Source organism: Achromobacter sp. 18P8.1.1 (assembly GCF_057799415.1).
The window spans coordinates 41846-67130 of record NZ_JBYOKH010000025.1; the positions used below are offsets into that span (position 1 = coordinate 41846).

Annotated in this window: 22 protein-coding genes; 1 reads left to right on the forward strand and 21 read right to left on the reverse strand. The window is 64.8% G+C overall.

Annotation, left to right across the window (positions count from 1 at the left end; translation table 11 throughout):
• Positions 1 to 17 precede the first annotated feature (17 nt).
• The 9 genes from AC27VE_RS17025 to AC27VE_RS17065 all read right to left on the reverse strand — a co-directional run bounded on the left by AC27VE_RS17025 (position 18) and on the right by AC27VE_RS17065 (position 12235).
• Positions 18 to 1046 carry a sulfate ABC transporter substrate-binding protein gene (locus tag AC27VE_RS17025; RefSeq protein WP_006225128.1) on the reverse strand — a complete coding sequence of 343 codons (1029 nt, stop codon included), beginning with the start codon at positions 1044 to 1046 and terminating at the stop codon, positions 18 to 20.
• A gap of 211 nt (positions 1047 to 1257) precedes the next feature.
• Positions 1258 to 1899 carry a peroxiredoxin gene (locus tag AC27VE_RS17030; RefSeq protein ID WP_006225129.1) on the reverse strand — a complete coding sequence of 214 codons (642 nt, stop codon included), beginning with the start codon at positions 1897 to 1899 and terminating at the stop codon, positions 1258 to 1260.
• A gap of 150 nt (positions 1900 to 2049) precedes the next feature.
• Positions 2050 to 3876 (reverse strand): acyl-CoA dehydrogenase family protein, encoded by a 1827-nt coding sequence (locus tag AC27VE_RS17035; RefSeq protein WP_488704505.1) that lies wholly within the window; start codon positions 3874 to 3876, stop codon positions 2050 to 2052.
• 133 nt (positions 3877 to 4009) lie between these two features.
• Positions 4010 to 5710, reverse strand: a complete 1701-nt coding sequence (aspT, locus tag AC27VE_RS17040) for an aspartate-alanine antiporter (RefSeq protein ID WP_488704506.1) — start codon at positions 5708 to 5710, stop codon at positions 4010 to 4012.
• 22 nt (positions 5711 to 5732) lie between these two features.
• Positions 5733 to 7559, reverse strand: coding sequence for a bifunctional aspartate transaminase/aspartate 4-decarboxylase (locus AC27VE_RS17045; RefSeq protein WP_488704507.1), 1827 nt, complete (start codon positions 7557 to 7559; stop codon positions 5733 to 5735).
• 113 nt (positions 7560 to 7672) lie between these two features.
• Positions 7673 to 9364, reverse strand: a complete 1692-nt coding sequence (gene aspT, locus AC27VE_RS17050) for an aspartate-alanine antiporter (protein ID WP_006225133.1) — start codon at positions 9362 to 9364, stop codon at positions 7673 to 7675.
• 195 nt (positions 9365 to 9559) lie between these two features.
• Positions 9560 to 10489: an electron transfer flavoprotein subunit alpha/FixB family protein gene (locus tag AC27VE_RS17055; protein WP_006225134.1), complete on the reverse strand. Its 930-nt coding sequence runs from the start codon at positions 10487 to 10489 to the stop codon at positions 9560 to 9562.
• A 2-nt stretch (positions 10490 to 10491) separates the two neighbouring features.
• The gene (locus AC27VE_RS17060) at positions 10492 to 11241 is read right to left on the reverse strand and encodes an electron transfer flavoprotein subunit beta/FixA family protein (RefSeq protein ID WP_006225135.1); all 750 of its coding nucleotides are present in this window, start codon (positions 11239 to 11241) and stop codon (positions 10492 to 10494) included.
• A 70-nt stretch (positions 11242 to 11311) separates the two neighbouring features.
• A complete protein-coding gene (locus tag AC27VE_RS17065) occupies positions 11312 to 12235 on the reverse strand; it encodes a histone deacetylase family protein (protein ID WP_006225136.1) in 924 nt (307 codons plus the stop codon).
• A 10-nt stretch (positions 12236 to 12245) separates the two neighbouring features.
• Between AC27VE_RS17065 and mltB the strand changes: the two genes are divergently transcribed.
• The gene (gene mltB, locus AC27VE_RS17070) at positions 12246 to 13400 is read left to right on the forward strand and encodes a lytic murein transglycosylase B (RefSeq protein WP_488704508.1); all 1155 of its coding nucleotides are present in this window, start codon (positions 12246 to 12248) and stop codon (positions 13398 to 13400) included.
• Positions 13401 to 13486: 86 nt separating this feature from the next.
• Here mltB and cysM read toward each other — a convergent pair whose 3' ends face one another.
• From cysM to hisC, 12 genes are all read right to left on the reverse strand, one after another.
• On the reverse strand, positions 13487 to 14395 hold the full coding sequence (cysM, locus tag AC27VE_RS17075; protein ID WP_006225138.1) for a cysteine synthase CysM: 909 nt from the start codon (positions 14393 to 14395) through the stop codon (positions 13487 to 13489).
• A 108-nt stretch (positions 14396 to 14503) separates the two neighbouring features.
• Positions 14504 to 15058 carry a ComEA family DNA-binding protein gene (locus AC27VE_RS17080; protein ID WP_488704509.1) on the reverse strand — a complete coding sequence of 185 codons (555 nt, stop codon included), beginning with the start codon at positions 15056 to 15058 and terminating at the stop codon, positions 14504 to 14506.
• Between the two features lie 193 nt (positions 15059 to 15251).
• Positions 15252 to 16241, reverse strand: coding sequence for an ADP-glyceromanno-heptose 6-epimerase (gene rfaD / locus AC27VE_RS17085; RefSeq protein ID WP_006225140.1), 990 nt, complete (start codon positions 16239 to 16241; stop codon positions 15252 to 15254).
• Positions 16238 to 17179, reverse strand: coding sequence for a D-glycero-beta-D-manno-heptose-7-phosphate kinase (rfaE1, locus tag AC27VE_RS17090; protein WP_427959402.1), 942 nt, complete (start codon positions 17177 to 17179; stop codon positions 16238 to 16240). Before rfaE1 ends, rfaD begins: the two co-directional genes overlap by 4 nt.
• Positions 17176 to 18393 carry a lipopolysaccharide assembly protein LapB gene (gene lapB / locus AC27VE_RS17095; protein ID WP_315135154.1) on the reverse strand — a complete coding sequence of 406 codons (1218 nt, stop codon included), beginning with the start codon at positions 18391 to 18393 and terminating at the stop codon, positions 17176 to 17178. The genes rfaE1 and lapB overlap by 4 nt, the downstream gene beginning before the upstream one ends.
• A gap of 59 nt (positions 18394 to 18452) precedes the next feature.
• The gene (locus AC27VE_RS17100) at positions 18453 to 18767 is read right to left on the reverse strand and encodes a LapA family protein (protein ID WP_006225143.1); all 315 of its coding nucleotides are present in this window, start codon (positions 18765 to 18767) and stop codon (positions 18453 to 18455) included.
• Between the two features lie 183 nt (positions 18768 to 18950).
• Positions 18951 to 19310: an integration host factor subunit beta gene (locus tag AC27VE_RS17105; RefSeq protein ID WP_006225144.1), complete on the reverse strand. Its 360-nt coding sequence runs from the start codon at positions 19308 to 19310 to the stop codon at positions 18951 to 18953.
• Positions 19311 to 19313: 3 nt separating this feature from the next.
• The gene (gene rpsA, locus AC27VE_RS17110) at positions 19314 to 21026 is read right to left on the reverse strand and encodes a 30S ribosomal protein S1 (protein ID WP_006225145.1); all 1713 of its coding nucleotides are present in this window, start codon (positions 21024 to 21026) and stop codon (positions 19314 to 19316) included.
• A gap of 204 nt (positions 21027 to 21230) precedes the next feature.
• On the reverse strand, positions 21231 to 21923 hold the full coding sequence (gene cmk / locus AC27VE_RS17115) for a (d)CMP kinase (RefSeq protein ID WP_088590170.1): 693 nt from the start codon (positions 21921 to 21923) through the stop codon (positions 21231 to 21233).
• A gap of 12 nt (positions 21924 to 21935) precedes the next feature.
• Positions 21936 to 23258, reverse strand: a complete 1323-nt coding sequence (aroA, locus tag AC27VE_RS17120; RefSeq protein WP_006225147.1) for a 3-phosphoshikimate 1-carboxyvinyltransferase — start codon at positions 23256 to 23258, stop codon at positions 21936 to 21938.
• A gap of 5 nt (positions 23259 to 23263) precedes the next feature.
• The gene (locus AC27VE_RS17125) at positions 23264 to 24166 is read right to left on the reverse strand and encodes a prephenate dehydrogenase (protein ID WP_488704510.1); all 903 of its coding nucleotides are present in this window, start codon (positions 24164 to 24166) and stop codon (positions 23264 to 23266) included.
• Positions 24163 to 25284 (reverse strand): histidinol-phosphate transaminase, encoded by a 1122-nt coding sequence (gene hisC, locus AC27VE_RS17130; RefSeq protein ID WP_006225149.1) that lies wholly within the window; start codon positions 25282 to 25284, stop codon positions 24163 to 24165. The genes AC27VE_RS17125 and hisC overlap by 4 nt, the downstream gene beginning before the upstream one ends.
• Position 25285 lies beyond the last annotated feature (1 nt).

Consider the following 25285-nt stretch of genomic DNA (forward strand, 5'->3'; position numbering starts at 1 on the left):
GTCCGATCGTTGTGCGTTTATTTCTTCTGCGGCAGATAGATCTGGTCGAACGTGCCGCCGTCGCTGAAGTGGTCTTTCTGCGCCTTGCGCCAGCCGCCGAAGATCTTGTCGTCGATGGTGACGAGCTTGACCTTGGGGAACTTGTTTTCGTACTTGGCGGCGACCGTCTTGTCGATGGGACGGTAGTAGTTCTTCGCGATGATCTCCTGCGCGGCAGGCGTGTACAGGAACTCCAGGTAGGCCTGCGCGGCGGCACGCGTCCCCTTCTTGTCCACGACCTTGTCCACGATGGCCACCGGCGGTTCGGCCAGGATGGACAGCGACGGCACCACGATGTCGAACTTGTCCGGACCCAGCTCTTCAAGCGCCAGGAAGGCTTCGTTTTCCCAGGCCAGCAGCACGTCGCCCACGCCGCGTTCGACGAACGTGGTGGTGGCGCCGCGGGCGCCGGTATCCAGCACCGGCACGTGCTTGAGCAGGTCGCCGACGAAGGCGCGGGCCTTGTCTTCGCTGCCGCCGTTCTTCTCCAGCGCATAGGCCCAGGCGGCCAGGTAGTTCCAGCGCGCGCCGCCCGAGGTCTTCGGGTTCGGAGTGATGACCTGCACGCCGTCCTTCACCAGGTCATCCCAGTCCTTGATGGCCTTGGGATTGCCCTTGCGCACCAGGAATACGATGGTGGAGGTATAGGGCGAGCTGTTCTGCGGCAGGCGGGTCTGCCAGTTTTCGGGCACCAGGCCGCGGTCGGCGATGGCGTCGATGTCATAGGCCAGTGCCAACGTCACCACGTCGGCTTCCAGGCCGTCGATGACCGAACGCGCCTGGCGGCCGGAGCCGCCGTGCGACTGGCGGATCGTCAGGTCGACGTTGGCCTTTTCCTTGTATTGCTTGACGAAGGCGTCATCGATGGCGCGATACAGCTCGCGCGTCGGGTCGTACGAGACGTTCAGCAGCGTCTGCTTTTGCTGAGCCTGAGCCGGCGCGATCGCCGCCAGCGAAACTGTCACCGCCGCCAGCGCGGCCAACCAACCAGCTTTCCTGAAAGACATCCCTTGCTCCCTGTATTTGGCAATGTGCAAGCAAGTGTGCTGGCTGGACAATCTGAACGGAACGAATCATTTTTTGATTGCTCATCGCTCCCAGACATATAGGACCCGAGTCCCAACAATGAAAAACCGCCGCGTTCCCCTATGGGAAGGCGGCGGTTCTGGCGGCCGGAAACCGCTCGCGGACACCCGGGGCTACCCCCGGAATCCGAATTTACTTATTCGGTTGAGGCGTAATGCGCAGGTACGGACGCACGGCCTTGTAGCCCTTGGGGAATTTCTGCTTGATCACGGCTTCGTCCTGCAGGGACGGAACGATGATCACGTCATCGCCATCTTCCCAGTTGACCGGCGTGGCCACGCTGTGGCTGTCGGTCAACTGCAGCGAATCGATGACGCGCAGGATCTCGTTGAAGTTGCGGCCGGTGCTGGCCGGGTACGTGATGATCAGGCGCACCTTCTTGTTCGGGTCGACGATGAACACCGAGCGCACCGTCAGGGTGGCATTGGCGTTCGGGTGGATCATGTCGTAGAGCTCGGAGACCTTGCGGTCCTTGTCGGCCAGGATCGGGAAATTGACCTTGGTCGACTGCGTGTCGTTGATGTCCTCGATCCACTTCGAGTGGGAATCGGTGCCATCCACCGACAGCGCCAGCACCTTCACGTTGCGCTTGGCGAATTCGTCCGCCAGCTTGGCGGTGTAGCCGAGCTCGGTCGTGCAAACGGGGGTGAAATCGGCCGGATGCGAGAAAAGCACCCCCCAGCTGTTGCCCAGATACTCGTGGAAGCGGATAGGGCCAGCCGAGGATTCCTGTTCGAAATCGGGGGCGGTATCGCCCAGACGTAGATGACTCATGGTGTCTCCTGTATGCGGATTCAGTGGGAAGGGGCTGGCGGCTCGCGACAACTGCCAGCCAGGAAGTCGTTTTTCATTGCGGAAAGTGCCGCCTGTAAAACGATTCTTCCATCAAACCTTTGGCGGGGGAAATACGCAAGCCATATAACCTTATGCAATATCTGAAGCTGCGCCACAGGCGTCCGCGACCACCCCGGCGCGCACGGCGGCAGACAGGGCCAAGGCGCGCGGCAGGATGTGCGCCGCATAGAACAATCCCGTCGCGATCTTCGATTTGTGGAACGGGTCTGAGGACCCCGCGGCCATGTGCTTGCGGCATGCCAGCACCGCACGCGCCATCTGCCAGCCGCCATGCACCACGCCAGCCAGCATCAGGTACGGGACGCTGCTGGAGTAGACCGCCCGGATGTTGGCGGCCGATTGCTCCAGGATGAAGCCCACGCCGGCCTCGTACGCCTGGATCGCGCCGTCCAGGTTGTCACGCAGCAGCCGCAGGGCGTCGCGTTCCGGCGCTGCCGCGCGGGTGGACTCCGCCTCGACGGCACGCAAAGTTTCGCGCATCGCGGCGATGGCGGCATACGCGGTGGCGCCGCCGTCGCGCTGCGTCTTGCGGCTGACCAGATCGTTGGCCTGGATCGCGGTGGTGCCTTCATAGATCGGCAGGATACGGGCGTCGCGGTAGTACTGCGCCGCCCCGGTCTCCTCGATGAAACCCATGCCGCCATGCACCTGGATACCCAGGGAGGCGACTTCGACCGCGGTCTCGGTCGAGTAGCCCTTCACGATGGGTACCATGTATTCGTAGAAGGCCCGGTTGCGCGACCGCTGTTCGGGATCGGGGTGGTGCGTGCCCTTATCGTGCGCCGCCGCCGTCACGTACGACACCGCGCGAGCCGCTTCGGTCAGCGCTTTCATGGTCAGCAGCATGCGCTGCACGTCGGGGTGCCGCACAATGGCCACCGGCCCGGCCGACCCTTCCACCGCACGCCCCTGCACCCGTTCGCGCGCATACGCCAGCGCGTGCTGGTAGGCGCGTTCGGATAGGCCGATGCCCTGCTGCCCCACGGAATAGCGGGCCGCGTTCATCATGATGAACATGTATTCCAGGCCACGGTTCAATTCGCCGACCTGGTAGCCCACAGCGCCCTCGCCCACCTCGCCCTTGCCCGCGCCGTACAGCAACACCGCCGTGGGGCTGCCGTGGATGCCCAGCTTGTGCTCCAGCGAGGCGCACCAGACGTCGTTGCGCTTGCCCAGGCTGCCGTCGGCCTCGACCAGGAACTTGGGCACGATGAACAGCGATATGCCCTTCACGCCCGCCGGCGCGTCCGGCGTGCGGGCCAGCACCAGGTGGATGATGTTCTCGGCCAGGTCGTGCTCGCCGTAGGTGATGAAGATCTTCTGGCCCGACAGGCGGAAGCTGCCGTCGTCCTGGCGCACCGCGCGCGTGGCGACCTGGGCCAGGTCCGAACCGGCCTGTGGCTCGGTCAGGTTCATGGTGCCCGTCCACTTGCCGCTGATCAGGTTGGGCACATATTGCTTGCGCTGCGCCTCCGACCCCACGGTCAACACCGCCTCGATCACGCCATCGGTCAGCATGGGGCACAAGGAAAACGCCAGGCTGGCTGCCTGGATGTTCTCGCCGGGCGCGGCCGCGACCAGCTTGGGCAGGCCCTGCCCGCCCCAGGCTTGCGGGTGCTGCAAGCCCTGCCAGCCACCTGCCGCATAGTCCTTGAAACCCTGGGCGTAGCCGGGCGTCGTCGTTACCTGTCCGTCCTTCCAGACGGGGGGCTGCGTGTCGCCGGGCACGTTCAAGGGAGCCACCGCCTGCTCTACGAAGCGTCCGTTCTCTTCCAGGATGGCGTCCACCAGGTCGGGCGTGACGTCGCCGAATCCCGGCAGCTTCAGGATATCGTCCAGTCCGGCCAATTCTTTCAAGGCGAAGCGAAAGTCCTGCAGCGGGGTTACGTAAGGCATGGTGTCTCCGTGTGCAAGGGGCAGCAAGGCGCAAAGCGCCTGGCTGCCAGATGCGTTTCTTGGTACGCGCGTCTGATTGCGCGCGTCGGGGTATGACAGGCGCCGCGTCGTCCGGCGGGTGGCCGGACGGGCGCTAACTCAGATGGTACGCCAATGACACGATGATCGGCCCCAGCACCGGCAGCAGCACATTGGCGATGGCATAGGTCACGGTGTAACCCAGCAGCGGCACCGAGCTGCCGCTAGACCCCAGGATGGCGCTGATCGCGGGCGTGCTGACGTGCTGCCCCGCAATGGCCCCCACCAGCAACGGCCCCTCGATCTTCAGGATCTTGTGCCCCACCCACAGCGACAGGCAGGCAGGCCCCAGCGACACCAGCAGGCCGATCAGGGGCAGCACGGCGCCATGCTCGCGGATCAGCGATATCGCTTCGGGGCCGGCCGACAGGCCCACGCACGCCACGAAAACCGCCAGGCCCAGGTCCTTCAGCAACTGCACGGCATGGTCGGGCATATGGCCGATGGCGGGCCGCTTGGCGTTGATCCAGCCGCAGACCAGGCCGCTGACCAACGCGCCGCCCCCACTGCCCAGCGACACCGGGATCCCCCACAGGCGCGCGCTCAAGGCGCCGATCATCAAGCCCGCCAGAATGCCGAACGCCAGGAACACCAGATCGGTCACGCCGCTGCGGCGCAGTTCATTGCCCAGGGCCGCGCCGGCTTCCGCCAGTTCCGGCTGCGTGCCGACCAAGGTCACCAGGTCGCCGTATTGCACGACCGTGGCCGGGGTCAACGGCAGCACATGGCCGGAACGCATGATGGATTGAACGAAGACACCGCGCGCGCGGCGGGCGCCGGGCCGTTTGGCCAATTCGCCCACCGTGTGCCCGTTGATCGTCTTTTTGTTGACGATGACGGCCAGCTCGCTCAGTTGCAGGTCGTCCGCATGGGCCTCGGGTAACTGGATTTCAGGCCCGACCACCGACCCCGCGCGCAGCGCGAAACGGCGCAGGCCCAGCACGACCACGATGTCGCCGGTGGCCAACGTGTCTTCCGGCGTCGCGTCCACGGCTTCGCCGTTGCGCAGGATGCGGCTGATCACCGTCCGTCCGCCCAGCTGCGCCTCGACGTCCGCCACGCTCATGCCGTCGGCGTCTTTGACCACATGGGCGCGCCCCACCAGACGCGGCAAGGTGGGCAGGTTGATTTCATCGTCATCGCCGGACGCCACGCCCAGCTTCTCTTCCAGGGCCTTGGAGGCCTCGCGCAAATTGATGCGCAACAGGGCGGGCGCCACCTGGCTGGTGAAGAACACGATGCTGATCAGGCCCACCAGATAGGTCAGCGTGTAGGCCGTCGCGATATTGGCCTCCATGCGCTGCACCTCGGCATCCGGCAGCCCCAGATGCTTGAGGGCCTCGGCCGCCGTGCCCACCACGGCCGACTCCGTGGCCGCCCCGGCCGCCAAGCCCGCCGCCGTGCCGGCGTCCAGCCCGAACAGCGGCACGGCCGACAGCACGATGGTCAGCACCAGCAGCGCTTCGATGATCGGCAGCACGATGTAGCGCAGGCTGGACCGATTCAGGTTGGCGAAGAACTGCGGGCCGCCGGAGTAGCCCATGGCAAAGATGAACAGGGCGAACGCGACCTCTTTCAGGTCGCCGCGCATCTGGCAGCCCGTCTGGCCGATCAGCAGGGCGACGATGAGTGTCCCGCACACCCCGCCCAACTGGATCGGCCCGACCTTCAGCTTGCCGATCAGGTATCCCAAACCCACCGTAACGAACAACACCGCGATGGGGACGCTATTGAAAAACCCGACTGAGCACGTCATAAGGTCATGTCGCCCTGTTTGCCTACTTCCGAGCCGTGGCCTTCTTGGCCGAACGAGCGGCGGTATCCGCTTGCTTGACCGCCTTCTTCACCGCCGTCTTGGCTCCCTTCTTGGCAGCCTTCTTGGCCACGCGCTTGGCCGCGCCCGCCTTCACCGTCTGGCCCTTGCCTGCCGTCGGGCCCGAACGCACCAGCTCGCCGGCCTTCCACGCTTCGACGTACTCGGTGGCCGCATCGACCATGTGCTTGCCGATCTTCGCGTAGTCGCCGTCGTCCAGGTTGGCCAGCGAGATCCGGATGGACCACGGGGGACCACCGAAGCCGCCGCCGTCCATCAGCACCACGCCCGACTTCTCGGCGAGGCGGAACAGGAAGTCCACCGGCTCGTAGTTGGTCGTCATGTACTTGCAGAAGGCGTCGCCATAGGTATTCTTGGCCCAGACCATGAAGTCCAGCTCCACGTAATACCAGCCGCGCATCGGATCTTCAGGCGGCAGCGGCGCACCCAGCCCGCGCCACAGCGCATCGCGGCGGCCGCGCACGATCTCCATCGTCAGATGCTTGTAGGCGTCCTTCAGGTCCAGCAGATGCGACAGGGCGAAGAAGCCCATCTGCACTTGCTGCGGCAGCGACAGGCCCGCAGTGTGGTTCAGCGCCACATTGCGGCTGTCGGCCACCAATCGGTCGATGAACTTGAGCTTTTCGGGCTCCATCGTCATTGCGCCATAGCGCTTGTTCAGGCGCTGCTTCCACGACGCGGGCAGTTCGGCGATGCGGCGGTCCATCGTGTTCTTCTCGTGGGTCGCGATCACGCCCAGGCGCCAGCCCGTGCAACCGAAGTTCTTCGAGAAGGAATACACGCAGATGGTGTTGTGCGGCACCTCGGCCATCAGCGAACGGAAATTCGGCACAAAGGTACCGTAGACATCGTCGGTCACCAGCACCAGGTCCGGGTTCTTGCGGATCAGGCGCACGATCTGCTTCATCTCGACCGGGCTGAACGCGACCGACGGCGGATTGCTCGGGTTCACCGTGACGGCCAGCTTGATTTTCGGGTTCTCAAGCTTGGCGATTTCAGAGGCCGGATAGTGCCAGTCGTGCGTGCCGTCGGCGCGCACGCTGCTAGCGTTGATGGCCACGATCTTGAACTGGAAACGCTCCAGGTGCGCGATCTCGATATAGGGCGTGAACGTCGGCAGGAATAGCGCGATGGTGTCGCCCTGCTTGAGCAGGCCGTTCTGCATCAGCGAATCGAAGATGTAGCACATGGCGGCCGTGCCGCCTTCGACCGGGAACAGGTCGAACTTGCCCTTGGGCGGGCGGCCATCGCACATTTCCTTGATCAGGTAGTCGTGCACGATCTGTTCGATATGCACCAGCGCGCGCGGCGGCACGGGATAGTTGTCGCCGATGATGCTGTCGGTCAGTTCATGGATCCACTCGTCGGGATCGAAACCCTTGATCTTCACGCCGTACTCAAGCACGCCCACCAGGAAGTCGTAGCCGTCTTCGCCCTTGTGCTTGGACAGGAATTTGCGCAGGCGGTCGGCGCAGCCCTTCTTGGCCGGCATGCCCGCCAGGATGGCATCGTCGCGCACGCGGCGCGCTTCCTTCATGGCGAATTGGCCAAGCAGGAAGAAAGCATCACGCGGCTCGGTAGCGATCCAGTTCGGGTTGCCGCGGCCGGCGTTCAACATGGTCAAGGCGGCGGTCTGCTGGTTTTCCTTGGCCAGCGTGATCAGATAATCCTTCAGTTCGAAGGGCGACAGTTGCTCAAGGTCGCGCTGGCGCGACCGCGTCGTTTTCAGGGCCGAGGCCAGGCTGACGGTGAGAGGCGTGGTGGAAGCCATTATTCAGTACTCCTGATTTGCGTTTTGACAAGCGCTTGCCGGGGCGGTGCGGGCGGGCACGCCCGCCGCCCCGATATGCTGCCCGCAAGCCATGCGGCTTGGCGGGCGTCCCACTAGGTCATGAGCAAGACAATGACAATCCCCCAGATGATGAGCAGGGTATTGCCGATTGCGTAAGGCACCGTGTAGCCCAGGGCGGGCACCTGGCTTTTCGCCGTTTCGGTGATCTGGCCGATCGCGGCCGTCGTGGTGCGGGCGCCAGCGCAGACGCCCAGCACGATGGCGGGATGGAATTTGAAGACGTAGCGGGCGATGTACACGCCCAGGATCATCGGCACACTCGTCGCGATGATGCCGGCCACGAACAGTTTGGCTCCCAGCTGCTGGAAGCCCTGCACGAAGCCTGGCCCCGACGTGATGCCGACCACGGCCACGAAAGCGGTCAACCCGACGGATGTCAGGAACCAGTGCACGGGTTCGGGCACGCGGCCGAAGGTCGGGTGCACCGAACGCAGGTAGCCGAAGATCAGGCCTGAGATCAACGCGCCGCCCGAGGTCGACAACGTGATGGGGATGCCGCCAACGGTCAGCACCAGGGTGCCGAACAGGCCGCCCAGCAAAATGCCGAAGCCCACGAACACCATGTCGGTCTGCTCGGTGGCGCGGTCCACATACCCCACCTTGCCGATCACGCGCTCCACGTCGCGCTTGGCGCCCAGGATGAAGAGACGATCGCCGCGGTCCAGTTTCAGGCCCCAATTGACCGGCATCTCATGCCCGCCGCGCACGACCTTGCGCAGGAACACGCCGCGGCCCAATTGCCGCACCGACTCCAGTTCGGAGATTTCCTTGACGGTCTTGCCGGCGAGGTTCTTGTTGGTCAGCACCACTTCGACGATCTCGGCCGGCAGGTTCAGCAAGTCGCGGTCTTCGACCTCGGTGCCGATGATGCCGGCAGCCTGCAAGACCAGCGCGTCGTGCCGCCCCGTCACGCCCAACACGTCGCCGGCTTGCAGGACGGTGGTCGAGTCGTTATCCAGGATCTGGTCGCCGCGCCGGATGCGTTCGACGAAGACGCGCGCTTCGACGAATCGCGACTCCAGTTCACCGACCGTCTTGCCCACGTGCTCGGTGTGATCCAGGCGATACGCCCGGGCCGTGAACTTGCGGTAGCCGGAGAGTTCCATGGAGTCGGAGCCGCCAGACATCTTGGCTTCGTATTCCTTGCACTCCTTCACGATGTCCACGCCCATCAGCTTAGGGCCCAGCGAGGCCAGCAGCCAGGCGCTGCCCACGGTGCCGAAGATGTAGCAGACGGCATAGGCAACCGGAATGCTGTCGATCCATTGCTTCTTGGTCGCCGCATCCACGCTCAGGCCGTTGATCGTGTCGGTAGCCACGCCCATCACCGCCGAAATGGTCTGCGCCCCTGACAGCAGGCCAGCGCCCGTGCCGGCATCAAAGCCGAAGCCCACGGCGGTGGCCCAAGTGACCAGCAAGCAAATCACGCAAATGATGACCGCGAAGATAACCTGGGGGAGGCCATCGCTTTTCATGCCGCGGAAGAATTGCGGTCCGACGCCGTAGCCAAGACCGAAGAGGAAGAGCAGGAAGAACACCTGCTTCAGAATCGGGGCGATGGTGATGTCGAGTTGACCGACAAGCACGCCCACCAGCAAAGTACCCGTTACTGCGCCCAGATTAAAACCGAAGATCTTCTTGGCTCCGATCCAATACCCCAAGCCCAAGGTCAGGAAGATCGCTAATTCTGGGTACTTCCGCAATGTGTCAAAGAACCATTCCATCCCGAATCTCCTTCGTTCTGTACAGGTCGAGCACGTGCGCGAACAATCCTGCTGCGCGCGGAACACATTATCAGAATCTTTCAGAAAATCAAAAGAAATAAGCCACCCATGACAATCGGACGCAGATTATCAAAGGCGAAAAAAAGCCCGCGGACGTGACATCCGCGGGCTTCTCATAATGCAGAGACAGGCGGTTTACAGCGCGCCAGTCAGTTCAGGCACGACCTGGAACAAATCACCCACCAGACCATAATCGGCCACGCCGAAAATCGGCGCTTCGGGATCTTTATTAATGGCGACGATGACCTTGGAATCCTTCATGCCGGCCAAATGCTGGATGGCACCCGAGATACCAACCGCCACGTACAACTGCGGCGCAACGATCTTGCCCGTCTGGCCAACTTGCCAGTCGTTCGGCGCGTAGCCGGCGTCGACCGCGGCACGCGAAGCGCCCAGTGCGGCGCCCAGCTTGTCGGCTAGCGGATCCAGGATCTTGAAGTTCTCGGCGCTGCCCAGACCGCGGCCGCCCGACACCACCACACGTGCGCCGGCCAGTTCAGGACGGTCGCTCTTGGCGACTTCGCGGCCCACGAACGAGGACAGGCCCGAATCGGCCACGGCGGCGATCTCTTCCACGGCGGCCGAGCCCCCTTGCGCGGCGACGGCGTCAAAGCCCGTCGTGCGCACGGTGATGACCTTCACGGCGTCGGCCGATTGCACGGTGGCAATGGCGTTACCCGCGTAGATCGGGCGCTGGAACGTATCGGCGGATTCCACGCCGATGATGTCCGAGATCTGCGCCACATCGAGCTTGGCCGCGACGCGCGGCGCCACGTTCTTGCCCGAGGCGGTGGCCGGGAACAGGATGTGGCTGTAGTTCGAAGCCACCGCCAGCACCTGCGCGGCGACGTTTTCCGCCAGGCCATCGGCCAATTGCGGTGCGTCGGCCAGCAGGACCTTGGCCACGCCTGCGGCGGCAGCGGCCTGGTCGGCCACGGCGCGCGCGTTGGCGCCGGCGACCAGCACGTGCACGTCGCCTCCGATCTTGGCGGCGGCGGCGACGGCGTTCAGGGTTGCGCCCTTCAACTGGGCGTTATCGTGTTCGGCAATAACCAGCGTCGTCATGTTCAGACCACCTTCGCTTCGTTCTTGAGTTTGTCCACCAGGGCAGCAACGTCGGCCACCTTGATGCCGGCCTTGCGGGCGGGCGGCTCGCTGACCTTCAGCGTCTTCAGGCGCGGCGCGGGATCAACACCCAGGTCTTGCGGCGTGACGGTGTCCAACTGCTTCTTCTTGGCCTTCATGATGTTCGGCAGCGTGACGTAACGCGGCTCGTTCAGGCGCAAGTCGGTGGTGACGATCGCCGGCAGCTTCAGCGTCAGCGTTTCCAGGCCGCCGTCCACTTCACGCGTGACAGTGACGCGGCCGTCGGCTAGTTCGACCTTGCTGGCGAACGTGGCTTGCGGCCAGTCCAGCAGCGCGGCCAGCATCTGGCCGGTCTGGTTGGCGTCGTCATCGATGGCTTGCTTGCCCAGGATCACCAGTTGCGGCTGTTCCTTGTCGACCAGCGCCTTCAACAGCTTGGCGACGGCCAGCGGCTGCAGCTCGGCATCGGTCTGGACCAGCACGCCGCGGTCGGCGCCGATGGCCATGGCGGTGCGCAGCGTCTCCTGGCATTGCGCAACGCCGCAAGAAACCGCCACGACTTCAGCGACGGCACCCTTTTCCTTCAGGCGGGTCGCTTCTTCGACGGCGATTTCGTCAAAGGGGTTCATGGACATCTTCACATTGGCGATATCCACGCCAGTCTGATCCGACTTGACGCGCACCTTGACGTTGTAGTCAACGACGCGCTTGACAGGTACCAACACCTTCATCCCGCTGCCTCCAAATGGAAATAATGACCCGGCATGCGCCGGGATCGCATTGCACAATTTTTTCCTGATTCTACAGCTTCGCCAGCGCTCGTATATGCGCAACTACACTGCGGCCCAAGGCGGACAAGTTGTAACCGCCCTCCAGCGTGCTGACGATCCGCCCCTGGCAGTGGCGTTCAGCCACCTCCACGAGCTGCTCGGTGATCCAGGCGTAGTCGGCCTCGACCAGACCCATCTGGCCCATGTCGTCCTCGCGGTGGGCATCGAAGCCCGCAGACACCAGGATCAGTTCCGGACGGTGGGCCTCAAGCCTGGGCAGCCAGGTGTCGGTGACGATGGCCTTGACCGCGGCGCCCGTGGTGTAGGCGGCCACAGGCACATTCAGCATGTTGGCGGCCGGGTGCTCCGTGCCACTGTTGGGGAAGAACGGATGCTGGAAAAAGCTGCACATCAGCACGCGCTCGTCCCCGGCGAAGACGTCTTCGGTGCCATTGCCGTGGTGGACGTCGAAGTCCACGATGGCCACGCGCGACAGGCCGTGGAAGTCCAGCGCATGACGCGCCGCAATGGCCACGTTGTTCAAGAAGCAGAATCCCATCGCCTGCGATCGGCAGGCATGGTGGCCGGGAGGACGCACCGCGCAGAAGGCCGTGCGGGCCTCGCCGCCCATCACCGCATCCACGGCCGCCACCCCTGCGCCGGCCGCATGCAGGGCGGCCTCGTAGGTGTGGGGATTCATCAGCGTGTCGGGATCTATCGGGTAATACCCTTGGTCCGGCGTATGTTCGCGCAAACTGTCCAGATACTGGACAGTGTGCACGCGCAGCAGGTCATGGCGCGATGCTTGAGGCGCCTGCCGGTCGTCCAGATAAGGCATCAATCCGCTTGCCAACAATTGGTCGGAAATGGCATCCAGCCTCTGCGGGCTTTCGGGATGCCAACTGCCCATTTCATGCAAGCGGCATGCCGGGTGAGTAAGATACATGGTCTCCATAAGGAAGATTATGTTCATCTGTCGGCGATTACTGCAACTCGGAACGCTCTCCGCCCTGCTGGCGGGCTGCTCCACCACCGCTCCCACCGCTCCAAATTCACTCGCCGCGCAACCCGCGGCCGCCACTGCCAACACCGCCATCCGCATCGGGCCTAGTACGCCGACACCAGGCTCCGAACTCCCGGACGACGCCCCGGCCACGTTGACCGCCACCGGCGCCCTGCGTCCGGAAGTGCGCAGCTTCGTGGAAGAACTGGCCGCGGAACGCCAACTGCCGCTGAACCCCATGGTCAAGGCGCTGGAGAGTTCGCGCTACAACGCCACGGTGTCGCGGCTGATCGCGCCGGCCCCGCCGGGCAAGAAGATCTGGCGCAGTTGGCTGACGTACCGTTCGCGCTTCGTCGAACCCAAGCGCATCGGCTGGGGCGTGGACTTCTACAACGAGAACCGCGACCTGCTCAATCAGGCCTCGCAGCGCTTCGGCGTGCCGGCGCCCATCATCGCGTCGATCATCGGCGTCGAAACGCTGTATGGCCGCAATATGGGTAATTTCCGGGTGCTGGACGCGCTGGCCACGCTGGCCTTCGACTATCCCGACCCCAACAAGCCCGAGCGCGCCACGATGTTCCGGGGCCAACTGGCGGACTTCCTGACCCTGGTCATGAAAGACAAGCTGGATCTGGAGACGCAGGGCTCGTACGCCGGCGCCATCGGCATGCCGCAATTCATGCCCACCAGCATCATGCATTACGCGGTGGACGGCGACGAGAACGGCCATATCGACCTGACGAACAATACCCAGGACGCCATCATGTCCGTGGGCAGCTTCCTGGCCCAGCACGGCTGGCAGCGCGGCCTGCCCGTGTTCGCCCCGGTGACCCTGCCCGCGGATCCCACCGCGCTGGTCGATGGCGGGCTGGAGCCCAAGCAGAGCTGGGCCACGCTCAGCGCCGCCGGCGCCCGCCTGCAGCCGGGCGCGTCCGCGACGGGCTGGGGCGGCCAGCCGCTAGGCGTCGTCGACCTGGTCGAAGAAGCCCGGGGCACCGCCCAGTACCGGGTCGGCACGCCCAACTTTTTCGCGCTGACGAAATACAACCGCAGCTATTTCTACGCGACGTCGGTGGCGGATCTGGCCACTGAGATCGAAGCCCGCGTCACGCGCTAGTCGGGCGTCCGCAGAAAGGAAAAACGCCCCGTTGAACGGGGCGTTTTCTCATCGTGAGGAGGCTGCGCCCCCGCACCTTCGGGAAATCAGTTGAAGACACCCGTGGACAGATAGCGGTCGCCGCGATCGCACACGATGAAGACGATGGTTGCGTCGTTCACCCGCTCGGCCACACGCAAGGCGGCAACCAGGGCGCCGGCGGACGAAATACCGCCGAAGATGCCCTCTTCCGCAGCTAGTCGGCGCGCCATGACTTCGGCTTCCGATTGCTCGATGGATTCGTAGGCGTCCACGCGGCTGCGGTCGAAGATCTTCGGCAGATAGGCCTCGGGCCATTTCCGGATGCCCGGAATCTGCGAGCCTTCGGCCGGCTGCGCACCCACCACCTGCACCGCCGGATTGCGCGATTTCAGATAGGTCGACACGCCCATGATGGTGCCCGTCGTGCCCATGGCGCTGACGAAGTGCGTGATGCGGCCCTCGGTCTGGTCCCAGAGTTCGGGGCCGGTGGTCTCAACGTGTGCGCGCGGGTTGTCGGGGTTGGCGAACTGGTCCAGCACCACGCCCCTGCCGTCCGCCTGCATCTCGGTGGCCAGGTCGCGGGCGTATTCCATGCCGCCCTTGTCGGCCGGCGTCAGGATCAGTTCGGCGCCGTAGGCCGCCATGGCGGCCCGGCGTTCCACCGACAGGTTGTCCGGCATGATCAGGATCATGCGGTAGCCTTTCATCGCCGCCGCCATGGCCAGCGCGATGCCGGTATTGCCGCTGGTGGCTTCGATGAGGGTATCGCCCGGCTTGATGTCGCCGCGCGCTTCCGCGTGCTTGATCATCGACAAGGCGGGGCGGTCCTTCACGGAACCGGCGGGGTTGTTGCCTTCCAGCTTGGCCAGGATGACGTTGCCACGCGCGTCACCCGCGGCACCGGGAATGCGCTGCAATCGCACCAGCGGCGTGTTGCCGACGGTCTGCTCGATAGTGGGGTAGGAGGTAGTCATGCGGACGATCATAACTCCGCCCGGCGGCGGACGCGGCCAAAAGCCGCGCTCCCGCCAGGGGTTCCCGCCCAGGGGGCCCGCCGGGGTTCCCATCAAGCGGGCCGCCGATCAGGGCCGGGACGACGCCTGCGCCTTCGAGGCGGCCGGCTTGGCGCCCGGAGTGGCAGGTTTGGCCGGTTTGGCGGCCGCCGTCTTCGCGACAGGCTTGGCATCGGTGGGCTTGGCGTCGGCAGGCTTGACGTCGTTGGCCCCCGTGGACGCTCGGGCGACCGCCCCTGCGCCTGCGGACGCTGCCACGCCCGACCCCACCTGCAAGCCGGCGGATTCCAGCGCCTGCGCCTTTTTCAGCCCGATGCCGCGCACGCGCTCGGCCAGATCTTCGAACGATTCGAACTTGCCCCCGCGCTCGCGCTCGCCCACGATGATCTCGGCGGTGCGCGGGCCGATGCCCCGAATGCCTTCCAGTTGCTGCGCGCTGGCCTGATTGACGTCCAGCGCATTGGCCGGCGGCGCCGCCACGCCTAGCCCTGCCGTGACCAGCAGTGCGCCCAGCACCTGTCGCAGCCTGCGAGGGCCGCCCCGCACGGCGGCCGGCCGAAGCGTTGGCCCCCGTGCCGGGCAAGTGCCCAATCGGGCAGCGTTGGATTCGAACGATGGATTCATGAGGGTCTCCAGAACGGACGGGACGCGACGGCTGTCGCGCCACCCTTGAATCATGGCGATCCCGCCTGGCCACGGGCGGCCCGGTGAACGCAAACATCCACCCCGGCAAATACGGGGGCGAAAAAAAACCACCTGACCGGTGGTTTCTCTTCAAGGCCTGGCGAGACAACGCAATGCCAGGCGATGTCCGTCCTTAACGGCGCGCGCGCCAATAGCGCACATACTCGGCCACACCGGTCTGCACGTCGCGCATGGGCGCGTAGAACCCGGCGGTGCGCAGTTGCGTGACATCCGCCTGCGTATAGCTCTGGTAGCGGCCCTTCAGGTCGTCCGGGAACGGAATGTAGCGGATGAGATCCAGCTCCACCAACTGCGCGAGCGTCAATTCGGCCTCGCCGCGCTCGGCGCGCAGGGTATTGACCACCGCCGCCGCCACGTCGTTGAACGGCTGCGCTCGGCCCGTGCCGCAATTGAAGATGCCCGACTGTTGCGGATGGTCCAGGAAGTGCAGGTTCACGGCCACCACGTCTTCGACCGAAATGAAGTCGCGGCTCTGCCCGCCATCTACATAACCGTCCCAGCCCGCGAACAGGCGCACATGGCCATGCTCCAGGAACTGGTTCATGTTGTGGAAGGCCACCGAAGCCATGCGCCCCTTGTGCTGTTCGTGCGGTCCGTAGACATTGAAGTAGCGCAGCCCCACGACCTGTGCCGTCAGGCTGTCCATGCGCTTGCGCAGCACCTGATCGAACAGCAGCTTGGAATAGCCGTAGACGTTCAGCGGGCCTTCGTTGTCGGGATGCTCGACGTAGATCGACGACCCGCCATACACCGCCGCCGACGACGCATACAGGAACGGAATGCGTCGCGCCTGGCAGAACTCGAACAACTCCAGCGTGACGCGGTAGTTGTTGTCCATCATGTAGCGGCCATTGCGCTCGGTCGTGTCCGAACACGCGCCCTGGTGCAACACGGCGCGCACTGCGGGCAGGCTGCCGTCGGCGACCCGGCGGCGGAAATCGTCCTTGTCCATGTACTCGGCGATCTGGCAATCGACCAGGTTGACGAACTTGTCGCCTTCGGTCAGATCATCCACCGCGATGATGTCCTGGATGCCGCGGCGGTTCAGCCCGCGCACCAGATTGCTGCCAATGAAGCCTGCGGCTCCGGTTACGACGATCATGAGGATTCTCCTGCCAATTCGGCTGCGGTGACGACGGAGGTGCCCAGCTTACCCACGGCGATGCCGCCGGCCTTGTTGGCCCAGCCCATGGCCTCGGCCCACGGCAAGCCGATGGCGCGCGACACCGCCAGCGTGGCCAGCACGGTATCGCCTGCGCCGGACACATCGAACACTTCGTGCGCCTGCGCATCGATGTGGTCGCGCCCCGTATCGGTAAACAACGTCATGCCCTGCTCGGAACGCGTCACGAGCAAGGCTTCCAGGTCCAGATCGGCACGCAGGCGTTGCGCCCGATCGGTCAATTCGGCCTCGGAATTCCAGCGGCCTACGGCCTGCTGCATTTCCGAGCGGTTCGGCGTGACCAGCGTGGCGCCGCGATAACGCGCGTAGTCGTCGCCCTTGGGATCCACCAGCACCGGGATGCCCGCATGGCGCGCCATGGCCACCAGCGATTCGACGCGGGTCAGCACGCCCTTGGCATAGTCGGACAACACCACGATGTCGTGGTTGGCCAGGTGACGGGCCAACGCGGCGTCCACGCTGTCCAGCGCGGCCTGCTCGGGGTGCTGTTCGAAATCCACACGCAGCAGTTGCTGCTGGCGGCCCAGCACGCGCATTTTCAGCGTGGTGTGCAGGGACGGGTCGGCGATCAGGTCGGCGTGGATGCCGGCTTCGGCCGACAGGCGGCGGATGCTGTCACCGGCCTCGTCCGCACCCAGCACGCCCACCAGCGTCACCTGGCCGCCAAGCGCCGCCACGTTGCGGGCCACGTTAGCGGCGCCACCCAGGCGGTCTTCGCGGCGTGCGACGCGCACCACGGGCACCGGCGCTTCCGGTGAAATACGTTCGACTTCGCCGAACCAGTAACGGTCCAGCATCACGTCGCCCACCACTAGGACGCGGCTACGCGAAATGGCTTCGGCGGGGAAAGGCTTCATTCAAGTTCTTCCAGGCGGCGCGGCGCATAGGTTTCCCAGGCGTTGCAGCCGGGACATTGCCAGTAAAAACGACGCGCTTGAAAACCGCAACTGCGGCACGCATAGCGGTCCAGCCGTTGCGTATGCTTGTGGATCAGGCTGCGCAGCAGCGTCAGGTCGGCGCCGGGCACCGGCCCCTGCTCCGTGACGCCGGCTTCCGGGCTGGCGAGTTCGGCTTCCAGCAAGCGGTCCAGGCCCAGCAGGGACGGATGGCTGCGCAGCGCGCCGCGCGCGAACGCCCAGGCCACGGCCGAGCCTTGCTGCACGCGCAATTCGCGGAACACCACATTGAACAGGTCCAGCGACGCGTGGCGCTGATACTGTTTTTGCAGGTATTCCAGCCCGGCTTCGACCTGCCCGGCCGCGCGGTAGTTGGCCAGCAGTTGCTCGGCCACCAGGCCCGCGTATTCCGGGGCGTCGGTCATCACCGACTCCAGGTACAGGCGTTCACGCTTGGGGTCTTGCTCCATCAGGGCCAGGCGCGCGCGCAGCATGGCCGTGCGCACCATCGCGCCCTTGCTCAGCGACGCGTCGGTCGTGGACAGCGCATGATCGGCGGCATCCAACGCCTTGTGCGCGGCATCCACATCCGCGGGCTTGGCGGTCAGCGCGGTCTGCGCCTGCTCGCAGTAGTAGTGCACGATCTGCGGCACGGGCTCGTCCACCAGGCCTTGCAGCGTCTTGACGGCCTCGATGGCGCGGGGCCAATCGTGTTCCGATTCGAAAATGCGGATCAGCGAGCGCAAGGCTGGCAGCGCGTAGCGCGTGTCCTTGAGCTGTTCAAAGCCGCTTTCGGCGCGATCCAGCATGCCGGCCTTCAGGAAGTCCTGCGCCAGTTCATGTTGCGCGTGCTCGCGCTCGGCGGCCGGCAGGTCGGAGCGGCTCAGCAGGCTTTGATGGACGCGGATGGCGCGTTCCATCTCGCCGCGGCGGCGGAAAAGGCTGCCCAACGCAAAGTGCAGTTCGGTCGTTTCCGGATCCAGCTTGGCGACTTCGACGAACGCGTCGATCGCACGATCCGGCTGCTCGTTCAGCAGGAAGTTAAGCCCCCGGAAATACGAGTCGGGCAGGCTGCGGGTTTCCCGAAGCATCTGCCGGATATCGAAGCGCGCGGCCAACCAGCCAAGCGCAAACAACACCGGCACGAAAATCAACCACCAAGGTTCAAAATCCACTATTCGGGCTCTTGCGGTAATTCAGTGCGAAAAGGAGGTGTGCGGCAGACGGCGTGCCGTCACAGCGGCGACATCGGCGCAACGGCTTCCGGCGGCACGACAGGCGTGGTGCCGTTGACGGCGGCCTGCACGCGGTCCAGCTCGCGGCGCAAGCGCATGGCTTCGCGGCGGCGGCGCATGGCGGCGGGCACGGTCAGCAACAAGCCAAACAGGGCGCCGGCCACGAATACGACCAGCATCACAACGATCAACGGCACGTCTTGCACGACGTAATCCGCGTAGAACTTCACGGCAACCGGATCGGTGTTCTTCAGGGCGAACATCAATACCGCAATAAACACGAGCAATCGCAGGGCCCAGACGAGATAGCGCATGACGCATGCTCCAGAGAATTCAAGACTGTCAATTGTAAGCGACGCCGCAAAGCCACAAGGAAAAAAAATCCCCGCGGGGCGCCGGGCCACCAGGCGCGCGGCCGGAAAAAACAAAGCCCCTTGATTTCTCAAGGGGCCTGTTCTCGGTCCGATCTGCCCGTAGGCAGCCTTTACGCCGAGCCGTCAATGCATGGCGTGCAAACTTGCCATGGACGGCATCGGCTCACTCGATCCAGAGGATTGAGCGTCCTCGTCATTGCCGCCGACCAGGTCTACCCGTTCGCGCAATTCCTTGCCCGCCTTGAAGTGCGGCACCTGTTTGCCAGGCACCAGCACTTGTTCGCCGGATTTCGGATTGCGACCGACTCGGGGAGACCGCTGCGACAACGAGAAGCTGCCAAAACCGCGGATCTCGATGCGCTGACCCGAGGCCAGGGCCTGGGTCATTGCATCCAGCACGGTCTTGACCGCGTAATCGGTGTCGCGGGCGGCCAGCTGAGGATAGCGGGCCGCCAAGGCGGCGATCAGCTCCGACTTGGTCACGAATTAACCGTCGTTGCGCTGTTGGTCCAGCTTGGCCTTCAGCAGCGCGCCGAGGTTGGTGGTGCCGGACGAAGCGCTGGCGTCGGACATGCGCTGGATCGTGTCGGCGGTCTCGGCGTTGTCACGGGCCTTGATCGACAGTTGGATCGAACGCGTCTTGCGGTCGATGTTGACGATCATGGCTTCGATGTTTTCGCCAGCGTTCAGAACGGTGGTGGCATCTTCAACGCGGCCCGAGGAGATCTCGGAAGCGCGCAGGTAGCCTTCAACGTCCACGGACAGCGTAACAACAGCGCCCTTGGCTTCGACGGACTTGATGGTGCCCGGAACAACGGCGCCCTTGTCAAACGTGGCGACGAAGTTGTTGAAGGGGTCGCCTTCCAGCTGCTTGATGCCCAGCGAGATGCGTTCCTTGTCGGTATCGATGCCCAGAACCACGGCTTCGATCTCGTCGCCCTTCTTGAAGTTGCGCACGGCTTCTTCGCCCGTTTCCGTCCACGACAGGTCGGACAGGTGAACCAGGCCGTCGATGCCGCCAGGCAGACCGACGAACACGCCGAAGTCGGTGATCGACTTGATGGCGCCGCGGACCTTGTCGCCGCGCTTGAAGTTCGTGGCGAACTCTTCCCACGGGTTCTGACGGCACTGCTTCATGCCCAGCGAGATACGACGACGGTCTTCGTCAATTTCCAGGACCATGACTTCGACTTCTTCGCCCAGGGTAACAACCTTGCGCGGGTCGACGTTCTTGTTGGTCCAGTCCATTTCGGAGACGTGAACCAGGCCTTCGATGCCGGCTTCGACTTCAACGAACGCGCCGTAGTCGGTCAGGTTCGTGACCTTGCCGAACAGGCGGGTGCCTTGCGGGTAGCGGCGAGCCAGGCCCACCCACGGATCTTCGCCCAGCTGCTTGACGCCCAGCGAGACGCGGCTCTTTTCCTGGTCGAACTTGAGGACCTTGGCTTCGACTTCCTGACCCACTTGCAGGACTTCGGACGGGTGACGCACGCGGCGCCATGCCATGTCGGTGATGTGCAGCAGGCCGTCGATACCGCCCAGGTCAACGAACGCGCCGTAGTCGGTGATGTTCTTGACCACGCCCTTGACCACAGCACCTTCGTGCAGGGTTTCGAGCAGCTTTTGACGCTCTTCGCCCATGCTGGCTTCCAGCACTTGGCGACGCGACAGCACAACGTTGTTGCGCTTGCGGTCGAGCTTGATGACCTTGAATTCGAGGGTCTTGCCTTCGTACGGGGTGGTGTCCTTGACCGGACGCAGATCCACCAGCGAACCCGGCAGGAACGCGCGGATGCCGTTGGTCATGACGGTCAGGCCGCCCTTCACCTTGCCGGTGATGGTGCCGGTAACCAGCTCGCCGTTTTCCAGGGCCTTTTCCAGTTGCAGCCAGGCCGACAGGCGCTTGGCGCGGTCACGCGACAGGATGGTGTCGCCGTAGCCGTTTTCCAGGGAATCGATGGCCACCGAGACGAAATCGCCGGGTTGCACTTCGAGCTCGCCCTGGTCGTTCAGGAACTCTTCCAGGGGGATCAGCGCTTCGGACTTCAGGCCGGCGTTGACGACGACGAAGTTATGGTCGACGCGCACGACTTCGGCGCTGATGACCTCGCCGGACTTCATGTCCTGGCTCTTGAGGCTTTGGGCGAAAAGGTCGGCGAAGCTTTCGCCGCCGGTGGCGGTAGTGGAAACGGAAGACATGGGGTTGAAATCCATTGGGCCGAAATGGCCGTTAAGAACACACCGCAGCGGATTGCCCGCCACAGTGGAGTCAAAATACCTGCCTGCCGGTTTGCCCTGCGGGGTGTCCCGTGGGGGTTGCGCCTGGCTAGAACAGGGCCTAATCAAAAAATAAAGGTGGACTGGCTAACTTGGGCTTTCAGCCAAGCTTTCAGGCTGATGCCTTTAAGCTTTTGCCTGCGCTTGTTGCCAGAAATCCAGTATTGCCTGCACCGTCTCTGCAATCGTCAAATCAGACGAATCCAGCACGTGTGCATCTGCTGCGGGGGCCAGCGGCGCGGTAGCGCGTTCGGTATCGCGGGCGTCTCGCTCGCGCATGTCTCGCAGAAGGTCATCTAGATTAGCAGAAATTCCCTTTTCGATCAACTGCTTACGGCGCCTCTCCGCCCGGGCGACCACATCGGCGACCAGGAACACCTTCAGGGACGCATCCGGGAACACCACCGTGCCCATGTCGCGGCCGTCCGCCACCAGGCCCGGCGGCAGGCGGAAAGCGCGCTGGCGCTCGAGCAGGGCCCGGCGCACACCGGGAAAAGCGGCCACGCGGGAGGCGAAATTGCCCACTTCCTCGCGGCGGATGTCGTGGCCGACGTCGGCGCCTTCCAGGTACACATGGGGGCCGTCAAAGCGCACGTCCAGCGTTTCCGCCACGCGGGCCACGCCGGGTTCGTCGTCGGCGGCAACACCCTGCTTGATGGCGGCCAGGGCGGTCAGGCGGTACAGCGCGCCGCTATCCAGCACGTCCCAGCCCAGCGCCTTGGCGACGCGATGCGCCACGGTGCCCTTGCCCGAAGCGGTGGGGCCGTCGATCGTGATGACGGCGGCCGGAGAGGAATCAATCGAAGAAGTCAAAGTCATGGGGGGTTCGCGCTAGGCCGATACCAGGCTCGCGTAGACATCAAAGTAACCCGGGAACGTCTTGCTGACGCAACCCGGATCCAGGATACGGACCGCTGCCGGGCCAAAAGCCGCCAGCGAAAAACACATGGCCATGCGGTGGTCGTCCCAGGTGCCGATGTGCGCGTCGCGCCAGGCATCCTGTGCCGGCGGGATGACACGCAGCCAATCCGGCCCCGATTCCACTTGCGCGCCCAGCTTTTCCAGTTCCGTCTGCATGGCGTGGATGCGGTCGGTTTCCTTCACCCGCCAACTGCCGATGTTGCGCAGGCGGCACGGTCCATCGGCATACAGGGCCAACGCCGCGGCGGTCATGGCGGCGTCCGGGATCAGGTTGAAATCGGTATCGAACGCCTTCAGGCGCGCGCCGTCGGCCACCCGTACGCCGGTCACTTCGATCCAATCCGGACCGTAGGCCACGTTGGCGCCCATGTGCGCCAGCGTATCGGCAAAGGCGACGTCGCCCTGGATGCTGTCGGCGCCCACGCCCGTCACGCGCAACGGACCACCGCCAATCGCACCCAGCGCCAGGAAATAGGACGCCGTGGAGGCATCGCCTTCCACCGCGATCTGGCCCGGACTGCGGTAGCCGGCGCCGCCCTCGATCACGAAGCGGCTCCAACCGTCGCGCCGCACCTGCACGCCAAAGCGCGCCATCAGGTTCAGCGTGATTTCGATGTAAGGCTTGGAGATGAGTTCGCCCACCACTTCGATCGTGACGGGTTTGCCGCTGCGGCCCGCCTGCAGCGGTGCGGCCAGCAGCAAGGCGGTCAGGAACTGGCTGGACACCGAACCCTGCACGCGCGTCACGGCATCCGCGGCGATCTCGCCACGGCCGATATGCAGCGGCGGGTAGCCCGGTTGGCCCAGATAGTCGATCCGGGCGCCCAGCGCATTCAAGGCATCAGCCAGGTCGCCGATAGGCCGCTCGTGCATGCGCGGCACGCCCGACAAGCGATAATCACCGCCCATCAGGGCCAGGGCCGCCGTCAGGGGACGGATCGCCGTGCCGGCGTTGCCCATGAAGAGATCGGCGCTTTCCACGGGGAAACGGCGCACGCCCTCGACGGTGACGCGGCCGGCGTCCAGGTCCGACACCTGCACGCCCAGCTGGCGCAGCGCACCCAGCATGACGCGCGTATCGTCGGAATCCAGCAAGCCGGTGATGACGGTGGTGCCCTCGGCAATCGCCGACAGCAACAGCACGCGGTTGGAAATGCTCTTGGAACCCGGCAAGGCGATCACGCCCTGCGCTTGCCGTACGCGCGGCAGGTCCAGATAAGGCAAAGCGCCCATGTCAGTTACTCCTTGCGCCAGTTGCGGCGCGCCTGGGCCGCGGTTTCCAGCAGCGCCAGCAACACCGCGTCGTCACCATCGGCGATGGCGCGTTCGGCACGATCCAGGACGGCGCGCACATCGGCAAGCTCGGCCAGCATCGCATCGCGATTGGACAGAAAGATATCGCGCCACATCTCGGGCGAGCCCGCCGCGATGCGCGTGAAATCACGAAAACCGCTGCCGGCCAGGTCCAGGCGCGTGCGCGCGTCGGCGGCCGTGGCCACCTGTTCCATGTAGACCGCGGACAACAGATGCGGCAGATGGCTGACCGATGCCAGCAAGCGGTCATGGGCGCCGGCATCCATGTCGATCACGCTGGCGCCGCAGGCCTGCCAGGCTCGGCGTACCAGGTCCGTCGCCTGCGCGCTGTTTTCGGCAAGCGGCGTCAGGATTACGGTGCGCCCCTGGTACAAGCCCGGATCAGCCGCGTCCGGCCCCGTGCGTTCCGCGCCCGCGATGGGATGGCCGGGCACAAAACGTCCGATGCTGCCGGCCAGCGCCTCGCGCGCCGCGTCGACGACTTCGGCCTTGGTGCTGCCCGCGTCGGTCAATACCGTCGTGGCGCCCAGATGCGGCAGCATCCGTGCCAGCACGTTCTTCAAGCCACCCACAGGCGTGGACAGCAAGATCAGGTCGGCGCGGGCCGCCGCGTCTTCGGCGCTGACGGCCTCGTCGATCAATCCCAGCTCGACGGCGCGCGCCAGCGAAGACGCATTGCGCCCGACTCCCAGCACGCGGCCCACTTGACCCGCCTGGCGCAACGCCGCGGCAAAGGAGCCGCCGATCAGGCCCACGCCCACGACGGCCAATACAGGAATCAGGGGGCCAGCGGCCCCCTGATTCGTAGAAGGTAACGCGTCGTTCATGCGGACAGGATGGCGGTCAGGGCATCGATAAAGCGGGCATTCTCTTGCGGCAAGCCGATAGACACACGCAGCCATTCAGGCAGGCCATCGCCGGCCACCGGGCGCACGATCACGCCGCGCTTGAGCAATTCCAGATTGATGCGCGGCGCATCGCCCACATGCACCAGCACGAAGTTGCCGTAGCTGGGCACATAGCGCAGCTTCAGGCGGTCGAACGCCTCGCACAATTGCGCCTTGCCGGACTTGTTCGAGGCATACGCCTCTTCCAGGTAGGCAGCATCGCCCAGCGCGGCGATCGCCGCGGCCTGGGCCAGCGTATTCACGTTGAACGGCTGGCGCACGCGGTTCAGCAGGTCAGTCAGCGGCGGCTGGGCCACCGAGAAACCCACGCGCAAGCCCGCCAGGCCGTAGGCCTTGGAGAACGTGCGCGAGATGATCAGGTTGGGGAAGCGGCGGGCCAGCGCGGTGCTGTCGAAGCGGTGCTCCGGATCCAGGTACTCGTTGTAGGCCTCGTCCAGCACCACGGTGACGCGATCGCCATGAGCGGCTTGCACGCGCTCAAGGAACGACGCGACCTTGTCGCCCGGCACGAAGGTGCCGGTCGGATTGTTGGGGTTGGCGATGAACAGCAGGCGCGTGTCGTCGGCGATAGCGTCGAACATGGCATCCAGGTCGTGGCCGTAGTCTTGCGCCGGCACGACGATGTGGCGCGCGCCGCGCGCTTGCGTGGCCAGGCGATACACCGCGAACGAGTGCTGTGCATACACCGCCGACGAGCCCGGCTCCAGCAGCGCCAGCGCGGCGATCTCGAGGATGTCGTTCGAACCGTTGCCCAGCGTGATCCAGTTCATCGGCACGCCGTAGCGTTCCGCCAGGGCCGCCTTCAGGTCGAAACCGTTGGGGTCGGGATAGCGGGCCAGCGACTCGGCCGCGGCCAGCATGGCCGCGCGCGCCGACTTGGGCATGCCCAGCGGGTTTTCATTGGACGCCAGCTTGACGATGCCGGCCGGATCCAGCCCGAACTCGCGGGCCAGTTCTTCAATGGGCTTGCCCGCCTGGTAAGGCGCGATGGCGCTGACGTGCGCGGGAGCAACGAGGGGCTTGGATGCGGTGGTCATG

Excerpts from the sequence above, each read along its gene's own strand:
- AC27VE_RS17025 (WP_006225128.1), bottom strand. The coding sequence starts at position 1,046 with ATGTCTTTCAGGAAAGCTGGTTGGTTGGCCGCGCTGGCGGCGGTGACA.
- AC27VE_RS17030 (WP_006225129.1), bottom strand. The coding sequence starts at position 1,899 with ATGAGTCATCTACGTCTGGGCGATACCGCCCCCGATTTCGAACAGGAA.
- AC27VE_RS17035 (WP_488704505.1), bottom strand. The coding sequence starts at position 3,876 with ATGCCTTACGTAACCCCGCTGCAGGACTTTCGCTTCGCCTTGAAAGAA.
- aspT (WP_488704506.1), bottom strand. The coding sequence starts at position 5,710 with ATGACGTGCTCAGTCGGGTTTTTCAATAGCGTCCCCATCGCGGTGTTG.
- AC27VE_RS17045 (WP_488704507.1), bottom strand. The coding sequence starts at position 7,559 with ATGGCTTCCACCACGCCTCTCACCGTCAGCCTGGCCTCGGCCCTGAAA.
- aspT (WP_006225133.1), bottom strand. The coding sequence starts at position 9,364 with ATGGAATGGTTCTTTGACACATTGCGGAAGTACCCAGAATTAGCGATC.
- AC27VE_RS17055 (WP_006225134.1), bottom strand. The coding sequence starts at position 10,489 with ATGACGACGCTGGTTATTGCCGAACACGATAACGCCCAGTTGAAGGGC.
- AC27VE_RS17060 (WP_006225135.1), bottom strand. The coding sequence starts at position 11,241 with ATGAAGGTGTTGGTACCTGTCAAGCGCGTCGTTGACTACAACGTCAAG.
- AC27VE_RS17065 (WP_006225136.1), bottom strand. The coding sequence starts at position 12,235 with ATGGAGACCATGTATCTTACTCACCCGGCATGCCGCTTGCATGAAATG.
- mltB (WP_488704508.1), top strand. The coding sequence starts at position 12,246 with ATGTTCATCTGTCGGCGATTACTGCAACTCGGAACGCTCTCCGCCCTG.
- cysM (WP_006225138.1), bottom strand. The coding sequence starts at position 14,395 with ATGACTACCTCCTACCCCACTATCGAGCAGACCGTCGGCAACACGCCG.
- AC27VE_RS17080 (WP_488704509.1), bottom strand. The coding sequence starts at position 15,058 with ATGAATCCATCGTTCGAATCCAACGCTGCCCGATTGGGCACTTGCCCG.
- rfaD (WP_006225140.1), bottom strand. The coding sequence starts at position 16,241 with ATGATCGTCGTAACCGGAGCCGCAGGCTTCATTGGCAGCAATCTGGTG.
- rfaE1 (WP_427959402.1), bottom strand. The coding sequence starts at position 17,179 with ATGAAGCCTTTCCCCGCCGAAGCCATTTCGCGTAGCCGCGTCCTAGTG.
- AC27VE_RS17100 (WP_006225143.1), bottom strand. The coding sequence starts at position 18,767 with ATGCGCTATCTCGTCTGGGCCCTGCGATTGCTCGTGTTTATTGCGGTA.
- rpsA (WP_006225145.1), bottom strand. The coding sequence starts at position 21,026 with ATGTCTTCCGTTTCCACTACCGCCACCGGCGGCGAAAGCTTCGCCGAC.
- cmk (WP_088590170.1), bottom strand. The coding sequence starts at position 21,923 with ATGACTTTGACTTCTTCGATTGATTCCTCTCCGGCCGCCGTCATCACG.
- aroA (WP_006225147.1), bottom strand. The coding sequence starts at position 23,258 with ATGGGCGCTTTGCCTTATCTGGACCTGCCGCGCGTACGGCAAGCGCAG.
- AC27VE_RS17125 (WP_488704510.1), bottom strand. The coding sequence starts at position 24,166 with ATGAACGACGCGTTACCTTCTACGAATCAGGGGGCCGCTGGCCCCCTG.
- hisC (WP_006225149.1), bottom strand. The coding sequence starts at position 25,284 with ATGACCACCGCATCCAAGCCCCTCGTTGCTCCCGCGCACGTCAGCGCC.